Origin of the sequence: Roseomonas sp. CCTCC AB2023176, assembly GCF_042259275.1 — a bacterium.
Taxonomy (GTDB): Bacteria; Pseudomonadota; Alphaproteobacteria; order Acetobacterales; family Acetobacteraceae; genus Roseomonas.
Map to the genome: position 1 here is coordinate 2,973,519 of NZ_CP170086.1, position 6,482 is coordinate 2,980,000.

At 71.4% G+C, this 6,482-nt stretch carries 9 protein-coding genes (1 of these 9 only partly in view); 6 read left to right on the plus strand and 3 right to left on the minus strand.

Annotated features, from left to right (window positions below):
- The first annotated feature begins 2 nt into the window (after nt 1–2).
- A complete protein-coding gene (locus ACE7GA_RS14745) occupies nt 3–2,282 on the plus strand; it encodes a xanthine dehydrogenase family protein molybdopterin-binding subunit (protein ID WP_376087687.1) in 2,280 nt (759 codons plus the stop codon).
- Here the strand turns inward: ACE7GA_RS14745 and ACE7GA_RS14750 are convergent.
- Complete coding sequence (locus ACE7GA_RS14750) at nt 2,279–2,713, minus strand: MarR family winged helix-turn-helix transcriptional regulator (protein WP_376087690.1); 435 nt, start codon at nt 2,711–2,713, stop codon at nt 2,279–2,281. The genes ACE7GA_RS14745 and ACE7GA_RS14750 overlap by 4 nt on opposite strands.
- A 96-nt stretch (nt 2,714–2,809) precedes the next feature.
- Here ACE7GA_RS14750 and ACE7GA_RS14755 point away from each other — a divergent pair, with 96 nt between their 5' ends.
- On the plus strand, nt 2,810–3,253 hold the full coding sequence (locus ACE7GA_RS14755; RefSeq protein ID WP_376087693.1) for a DoxX family protein: 444 nt from the start codon (nt 2,810–2,812) through the stop codon (nt 3,251–3,253).
- A gap of 4 nt (nt 3,254–3,257) precedes the next feature.
- A complete protein-coding gene (locus ACE7GA_RS14760) occupies nt 3,258–3,920 on the plus strand; it encodes a glutathione S-transferase family protein (RefSeq protein ID WP_376087696.1) in 663 nt (220 codons plus the stop codon).
- 142 nt (nt 3,921–4,062) lie between these two features.
- On the opposite strand, the gene ACE7GA_RS14765 is transcribed toward ACE7GA_RS14760, so the two are convergent.
- Nucleotides 4,063–4,773: an ImuA family protein gene (locus tag ACE7GA_RS14765; RefSeq protein WP_376087699.1), complete on the minus strand. Its 711-nt coding sequence runs from the start codon at nt 4,771–4,773 to the stop codon at nt 4,063–4,065.
- 193 nt (nt 4,774–4,966) lie between these two features.
- On the opposite strand from ACE7GA_RS14765, the gene ACE7GA_RS14770 reads away from it, so the two are divergent.
- The gene (locus tag ACE7GA_RS14770; RefSeq protein ID WP_376087702.1) at nt 4,967–5,230 is read left to right on the plus strand and encodes a hypothetical protein; all 264 of its coding nucleotides are present in this window, start codon (nt 4,967–4,969) and stop codon (nt 5,228–5,230) included.
- Nucleotides 5,220–5,597: a hypothetical protein gene (locus ACE7GA_RS14775; protein WP_376087705.1), complete on the plus strand. Its 378-nt coding sequence runs from the start codon at nt 5,220–5,222 to the stop codon at nt 5,595–5,597. Before ACE7GA_RS14770 ends, ACE7GA_RS14775 begins: the two co-directional genes overlap by 11 nt.
- Nucleotides 5,598–5,715: 118 nt before the next feature.
- Here the strand turns inward: ACE7GA_RS14775 and ACE7GA_RS14780 are convergent, their stop codons facing one another.
- Nucleotides 5,716–5,955 carry a DUF1127 domain-containing protein gene (locus ACE7GA_RS14780; protein ID WP_376087708.1) on the minus strand — a complete coding sequence of 80 codons (240 nt, stop codon included), beginning with the start codon at nt 5,953–5,955 and terminating at the stop codon, nt 5,716–5,718.
- A 106-nt stretch (nt 5,956–6,061) separates the two neighbouring features.
- Here ACE7GA_RS14780 and ACE7GA_RS14785 point away from each other — a divergent pair, with 106 nt between their 5' ends.
- Nucleotides 6,062–6,482, plus strand: the 5' end (the start) of a protein-coding gene (locus ACE7GA_RS14785) for a LysR substrate-binding domain-containing protein (RefSeq protein WP_376087711.1). 464 nt of this gene lie beyond the right edge of the window; the window shows 421 of its 885 coding nt (coding positions 1–421); the start codon lies at nt 6,062–6,064; its stop codon lies beyond the right edge, outside the window.

Consider the following 6,482-nt stretch of genomic DNA (forward strand, 5'->3'; position numbering starts at 1 on the left):
GAATGTCCGTCAGCCTCCCCCACGACGTCACCTATTCCCCCTCGGCCGGACTGGTCGGCACGCCGCAGCGCCGCGTGGACGGGCGCGTCAAGGTTACGGGCGCCGCGCGCTATGCGGCCGAGGCGCAGGTGCCCGGGCTGCTGCATGGCTACGTCGTGTCCTCCGCCGTCGCGCGCGGCTCCGTTCGCAGGATGGACTTGGCAGCCGCGCGTGCCGTGCCCGGCGTGGTGGAAATCCTGACGCATGAGAACCGCCCCAAGACGGCTTGGCGCAACGGCCCCTGGCAGGATGATGTCGCCCCGCCCGGCACGCCCTTTCGCCCGCTGTGGAATAAGGAGATTCACTTCAGCGGCCAGCCCGTCGCCCTGGTGATCGCCGAGGATTTCGAAACGGCGCGCCACGCCGCGACGCTGGTCCAGGTCGAGTACGACGTGGACCCGCACGAGACCGACGTGACGCTGGCTGCGAAGAAGGCCTACGTTCCGCCGAAGAAGCGTTCGGGCATCGAGCCGCCGCCCTCGCCGCGTGGTGACGCCGATGCGGCCTACGACGCCGCGCCGCACAAGGCCGGTGGGCACTACCGGATCGGTATTGAGCACCACAACCCCATCGAGATGCACGCCAGCATCGCCATTCCCAGCCCGGACGGGGGACTGACGATCTACGACAAGATCCAGGGGGTGCAGAACACGCAAAGCTACGTCAGCGGCGTCTTCGGGCTTTCGAAGGACAAGGTGCGGGTCCTGTCGCCCTATGTCGGCGGTGCCTTCGGCTCCGGCCTGCGGCCGCATCACCAACTGACGCTCGCGGTCATGGCCGCGCTGAAGCTGCAACGCCCGGTGCGCGTGATGCTCACGCGGGACCAGACCTTCAGCCTGGGCTACCGCCCCGATACGCTGCAGGAGGTGCGGCTCGGTGCGGATGCGTCGGGCACGCTCACCGCCGTGCGGCACGACGTAATTTCCAATACGTCGAACTACGAGGACTACCAGGAATCCATCGTCAACTGGTCCGGCTTGCTGCACCGCTGCGACAACGTGGCGCTGACTCACAAGCTAGCGAAGACGGACCTTTGCACCCCCGCCGATATGCGCGCGCCCGGTGCGCCGACCGGCACCTTCGCCTTCGAATCCGCGGTGGATGAATTGGCCTACAAGGCCGGCATGGACCCGCTCGCCTTTCGTATGCGCAACTACGCGGAGGAGGACGGGAACAAGAACCGCCCCTTCACGAGCAAGGAGCTCCGCGCCGCCTACCAGATGGGTGCCGAGCGCTTCGGCTGGTCCCGTCGCAGCGCCGCGCCGCGGTCGATGAAGGAGGGCCGCGAGCTCACCGGCTGGGGCGTCGCGACCGGTGCCTGGGAAGCGCAGATGGCCACGACCTCCGCCCGTGCCGTGCTGACCGCCGATGGCGGGCTCGAAGTCGCCACCGCTTCCGCCGACATCGGCACGGGCACCTACACCATCATGACCCAGGTCGCGGCCGATGCGCTGGGCCTGCCGATGAATCGGGTCACGGCGCTGCTGGGTGATTCGTCGCTGCCGAAATCGCCGGTCGAGGGCGGGTCCTGGGCCGCGGCCTCGGTCGGCTCGGCTGTCGCGAAGGCCTGCCGGACGGTGCAGGAGCGGGTGCTGAAGCTCGCGCGCAAGCTTGATGATTCGCCGCTCGGCAACGCCTCGATCGAGCAGGTCGTCTTCTGTCACGGCCGCATCGCCCTGCTCAATGACCCGTCGCGAGGCCTGCGGCTGGAGGAGGTGTTGCAGCACAGCGGCACCGACCGGATCGAGGCCGAGGAAACAGTGCACCCCGACCCCGTCGGCGCGCTGCGCTATTCCGGCTTCACCCATTCCGCCTGCTTCGCGGAGGTGCGGGTGGACGAGGAACTCGGCCAGATCCGCGTCACGCGCGTGGTCAACGCCGTCGCCGCGGGCAAGATCCTGAATCCTCAGACCGCGCGGTCCCAGGTCATGGGCGCCGTCGTCATGGGGATCGGCATGGCGTTGCATGAGGAGACGCTGCTGGACCACGTGCGCGGCCGCTTCATGAACCACAACCTCGCCGAGTACCACGTGCCGGTAAACGCCGACATCCACGACATCGACGTGCTCTTCGTGGATGAGCTGGAGACGCGCGTCTCCCCGATCGGCGTGAAGGGGCTGGGCGAGATCGGCATCGTCGCGACGCCGGCAGCCATCGCCAATGCCGTCTTTCACGCGACCGGCCTTCGCGTGCGGGAACTGCCGATCACGATGGATCGGCTGATGAAGGCGGAAGCGGCCTAACCCCGCCCAGCGATCCGGCCGAGGAGATCGGCGAGGGTCCTCGCCTCCTCCTCGGTCAGGTGGCGCCCGACGGCGTCCTGGATGGCGGCGGCGTAGGTCGGCCAGGCATCGCGGCGTGCCCGCGTGCCGGCCTCGGTCAGCGCGATGGTCTGGCCGCGGCCGTCGGTCTCGCAGTCGCCCCGCTCGATCAGCCCCCTGCGCTCCATCCGGTCCAGCAGGCGGGAGAGGTTGTACTGCGCCAGGAGGAGCGCGGCCTGAAGGTCGCGTGGGCGCTGCGGCCCGCCGCGCTCCAGTTCCAGCAGCACGTCGTACCAAGCCAGCGGAGGATGCCCGCCCGCCTCCAGCGCGGCCTCGACGCGGGCAAGCGCGGCGTCATGCGCCCGCAGCAGGCGGGCCCAGGCGAGGGTGGCGGCGTCAGTGGGCTTCGGCATCGGTCGGAACATCGTGATCTGATGCATCTGCATCAAGCTTGACTGATCGATGCAAACGCATCAAGATAGATGCACTTGCAACGATGGGACGTCACGATGACCGATCACCCCACCGCCCTCGCCACCACGCTGCTGCGGGTTGCCCTGGGCCTCATGTTCCTGGCCCATTCCATCCTGCTGAAGGCGCTGACCTTCGGCCTGCCGGGGACGGCCGCCTATTTCGCCTCCATCGGCCTGCCGCCCTGGCTGGCCTACCTGACCTTCGCGGTGGAAGCCGTGGGCGGCACGATGCTCGTGCTCGGCATCCATGCGCGGGTCGCGGCGGTGGCGCTGCTGCCCGTCCTGCTCGGCGCGCTGACGGTGCACTGGCCCAATGGCTGGGTCTTCACCGCGACGGGCGGCGGGTGGGAATACCCGGCCTATCTCGCGGTCCTGACGGTCGCACAGGCCATGCTGGGCGACGGCGCCTACGCTCTCCGGCCGTCGCGGCCGCTGGCAGCGTATCCCGGCGGCCGGGCGCTCCTGGCGGCGCGGGCCTGAGCCGATGCGCCTCGTCAGCCACCCCCTCTGCCCCTACGTCCAGCGCGCGGCGATCGTCGCGGCGGAGAAGGGGATCCTGCTGGAGCGGGAGTTCGTGGACCTCTCGGCCAAGCCCGACTGGTTCCTCGCGATCTCCCCGACCGGCAAGGTCCCGCTGCTGGTCGTGGACGGCGCTGTCCTCTTCGAGAGCGCGCCGATCGCCGAATACCTGGACGAGGTCTCCGGCGGCGGTCTCCTCCCCGCCGACCCCGTCCGCCGCGCCCGGCACAGGGCCTGGGTGGAGTTCGCCTCCGCCACCCTGTCCGACATCGCCGGCCTCTACGCCGCGCGGGATGAGGCTGGATTCGCGGCGAAGCACCGCACCCTGGAAGGCCGCTTCGCGCAGGCCGAGGCCGCGGTCGCCGGCCCGTGGTTCGAGGGCAGGACCTTCGGCCTGGCCGATGCGGCGTGGGCCCCGGTCTTCCGGTACCTCGATGCCTTCGAGCGGCTGATCGGCCTGTTCCTGGCCGACAGCCTGCAGAAGGTCGCGCCCTGGCGTGCGGCGCTGGCAGCGCGGCCTTCGGTCGCCGGCGCCGTCGGGGCGGATTACCCGGCGCGGCTGGAGGCCTTCCTTCTCGCGCGGGACTCCTGGCTCTCGGGGCTGATGGTCCAGCGGGTCGTGGCCTGACGGGCGGGCCAGGTTCGTCGGGCCGTTCCCCGTCTAGCGATGGCGGGCGGGGCCATACACTTCCCCTTTATGGCCCCGCATGGCTCCCGCGGGCCGGTTGCCCGCCCGGGCCATCCCGGGAAGACCCACGCCGGAGAGAAGATCACACGCGCCGCGCCCGCCGCGGCGCGGCGGCCTCTTCCTCCATCCCCTCCACGGTCAGCGCCTCGCTGCTGACCCGCCACGTCACGGTCCAGCGCGCGGGCCGGCCGCCGCGGGCCCGTAACAGTTCCAGGCTCCATTGCGGGTCGCCCAGGTCGTTCGGCCGCCCGCCCGCGCGTCCCGTGACGCGCCAGCGCGTCGTCGCGAGGGCCGGGCCCTCCTCGCTCTCCGATTCCCGCAGCAGCAGCCCGATCCCGCCGCCCGTCTCCGCCGCCAGTTGCAGCCGCCGCATCGCCGTGGGGTCGGGCCGCTCGGAGACCAGAAGCACGCCGGAGACGGCGGGGCAGCGCAGCGCCTCCTCCATGGCCCAGAGCGCATCCGTCCCGTTGCCCGGACGCGCGACGATCAGCCGGGACGGCGGCAGGCCGAAGCGCGCGAGGCCCGGCGGCCAGGCATCCGGATCCCGCGCGATCCAGAACACCGTGCCCCCCGACCGCGCGAGCAGCAGGGCCGCGAAGCCTGCCGCGGCGCCGGAGCCCTGGCCCTCCGTCCCCGACAACACTTCGTGCAGGGCCGCACGAGGCAGGCCGCCGCCGAGTTCCCGGTCCATCTCCGGGCAGAGAGAGATGGAGGGCGCTTCCGGCCGCTCCGCCACGCCGCCGATCCGCGCCACCCGCGCCCGCAGCGCCGCAAGGACGGCACCGCGGTCCATCCCGGGGTCCGCGACGGCAGGGTCCGGGGGCGACTCGGGGCGAGGGGAAGGGCGATCGGGGGGCATCGCTTGTTCATACTATGTTCTGATCTTCGCGCGACAATCTCCGGCGTGCCGCTCTTCGAAACGTCCCCGCACCGACTTGACGGGGATGTGAGGGGACAGGCGCGGAGCCCTCGGGAGGAATGCCGCCGTGTCCCTGCCGATCTCCTCGCGCCGAGCCCTGCTCGGGCTGCTGGCCCCGCCCGCCTGCGCCGGCCTGCCGGCGACGGAGGGAGGGCGGACGCCCCTCGCGGCGCGACTCGACCTCTCCGCCGCCTCGCTGCATGGCGATTTCAACGGCATCCCGGGGCCGCGGCGGGGCATGGCCGTCTCGGTCGCGCCGGGCCGATGGCGAGTCCTGGCGCGCCCCGGTGCTCGGCCGCGCCGCCTCGGCCGATGTCGCGGTGCTGGCTGATCCGGAGGGACGCCTGAGCCCCGCGGACCCGCATCCTCACCCGGTCCGGGCGGGCGAGCCGGTCTGGGCCGCCGGCGTCAGCGGCACCGTCGAACTTCCGGATGCCATCCTGCCTGGCTTCGGCCGCGGCTTCAAGGCGCGGCTCCCCGTCCTGATGGGTGCTTCCGGAAGTCCCGTGCTGGGGCCGGACGGGCGGTTGCGCGGCCTGGTCAGCGCCTTGCCGGATGGCGGGGGCGCCGCGGCCGTGGCGGCGCTGACCGGCTTCGATTTTGCCGGCCTTCTGGACGGCGCGGCGCGGCGCGTCTTCGTCCTGCCGGTCCGCGCCCTGCTCGATGCGGCGGGATCCGCCGCGCCAATCGCGGCTTAGGTATCCTCCGGCCGCACGCCGCGGACATTACCGCGGGACTGAAGGCCGCGGCGCGCTTCACTTCGAAGCGGCGCGGGAAGCGGCGGGGCGGACTGCCCCACCGCTTCTCCTGCGGATGCTATCGCAGGTCCCAGGGGGCGCGGCCGGACTCGCGGTAGGCTTCCGACCGGGTTACGCCGATGTCGGACAGCATGCGGTCGTCCAGGGTCGCCAGCAGGCGGCGCTCCTCGATCGCGCGGGTCATGCGGTTGAGCATTCCCAGCCACATCCCGGTGACCGCGCGCGCGCGGCCGGCCTGGGCCGCATGGGCAACTCCGGTGCGGGCGAGAGCGGGATGGGGGATCACATGGCCGGACATCGGACGGGCTCCTCTGGCTGCTGTCCTGGTCCTGATGATCAGTGCGCGCGCGGCATAAGGGAAACGAGTTGTTTTGAAGTTCTGCATCAAGGATACTGATGCCGTCATGAGCCCCGCCCTCGATCCCGACCTCCTCCGCTCCTTCGTGCTGGTGGCCGAAGGCGGCAGCGTCACGCGCGCCGCGATGCGGGTCGGGCGGACCCAGTCCGCCGTCTCCATGCAGATGCGCCGGCTGGAGGAGGCGCTGGGCCAGCCGCTGCTGGTCCGCGGGCCCAAAGGCCTGACGCCGACAGCGCACGGCACCTGGCTGCTGGAACGCGCACGCCTGCTGCTCGGCATGCACGACGAGATCGTGGCAAACTTCCGGACGCCGAGCATCGCCGGCCACGTCCGGCTCGGTACGCCCGACGACTACGCCCTGGTCTGGTTGCCGGAGATCCTCGCGGGCTTTGCGGAAACCTATCCGGCCGTGGAGGTCGAGGTCGTTTGCCTGCCTTCCACCGACTTGCTGCCGATGTTCAACCGGG

Excerpts from the sequence above, each read along its gene's own strand:
- ACE7GA_RS14755 (WP_376087693.1), top strand. The coding sequence starts at position 2,810 with ATGACCGATCACCCCACCGCCCTCGCCACCACGCTGCTGCGGGTTGCC.
- ACE7GA_RS14780 (WP_376087708.1), bottom strand. The coding sequence starts at position 5,955 with ATGTCCGGCCATGTGATCCCCCATCCCGCTCTCGCCCGCACCGGAGTT.
- ACE7GA_RS14750 (WP_376087690.1), bottom strand. The coding sequence starts at position 2,713 with ATGCCGAAGCCCACTGACGCCGCCACCCTCGCCTGGGCCCGCCTGCTG.
- ACE7GA_RS14745 (WP_376087687.1), top strand. The coding sequence starts at position 3 with ATGTCCGTCAGCCTCCCCCACGACGTCACCTATTCCCCCTCGGCCGGA.
- ACE7GA_RS14760 (WP_376087696.1), top strand. The coding sequence starts at position 3,258 with ATGCGCCTCGTCAGCCACCCCCTCTGCCCCTACGTCCAGCGCGCGGCG.
- ACE7GA_RS14765 (WP_376087699.1), bottom strand. The coding sequence starts at position 4,773 with ATGGACCGCGGTGCCGTCCTTGCGGCGCTGCGGGCGCGGGTGGCGCGG.